At 59.6% G+C, this 680-nt stretch carries 1 protein-coding gene; it reads right to left on the bottom strand.

Annotation, left to right across the window (positions count from 1 at the left end; translation table 11 throughout):
- Positions 1-680: ABC transporter ATP-binding protein (locus CWM53_RS12510; RefSeq protein WP_133124350.1), on the bottom strand; the 680-nt coding region annotated here is incomplete at both ends.

Below are 680 nucleotides of genomic sequence, written 5' to 3'. Positions count from 1 at the left end.
CAATTCGACCTCACCGGGCAGCTGGTTAATCTCCGGCGAACCAATAAACCCGGCAACGAACAGATTCGCCGGCTGGTCGTACAGCTCCAGTGGGGTACCCGCCTGCTCGATGCGCCCATCGCGCAGGACCACAATCATCTGCCCCATGGTCATGGCTTCGATCTGATCGTGGGTGACGTATACCGAGGTGGTTTTCAGCCGGCGATGCAGTTCGCGGATCTCACCCCGCACCTGGGTACGCAGCTTAGCGTCGAGGTTTGACAGCGGTTCATCAAACAAAAACACCTGCGGTTTACGCACGATGGCACGTCCCATCGCCACGCGCTGCCGCTGGCCGCCGGAGAGATCCTTTGGTAAGCGCTCCAGCAGGGGATCCAGCCCCAGCAGTGCAGCGGCTTCATTCACCTTCTGGTTAATCTCCGCTTTCGGCAACTTAGCCATCTTTAGCGCAAAGCCCATATTTTCCCGCACCGTCATCTGCGGATAGAGGGCGTAGCTCTGGAACACCATGGCAATGTCGCGCAGCTTCGGCTCGACGTCGGTAACATTGCGTTCATTGATATGCACTTCCCCGCCGGAAATCTCCTCCAGGCCGGCAATCATGCGCAGCAGCGTCGACTTGCCGCAGCCGCTGGGCCCGACAAGCACGCAGAACTCGCCGTCCGGAATGGTCAGCGACA

The organism is Klebsiella sp. A-Nf5, from assembly GCF_002810545.1.
Lineage (GTDB): Bacteria > Pseudomonadota > Gammaproteobacteria > Enterobacterales > Enterobacteriaceae > Klebsiella > Klebsiella variicola.
Note: the sequence above shows the minus strand (reverse complement) of the source record. Positions and strands in the feature narration are given on the sequence as shown.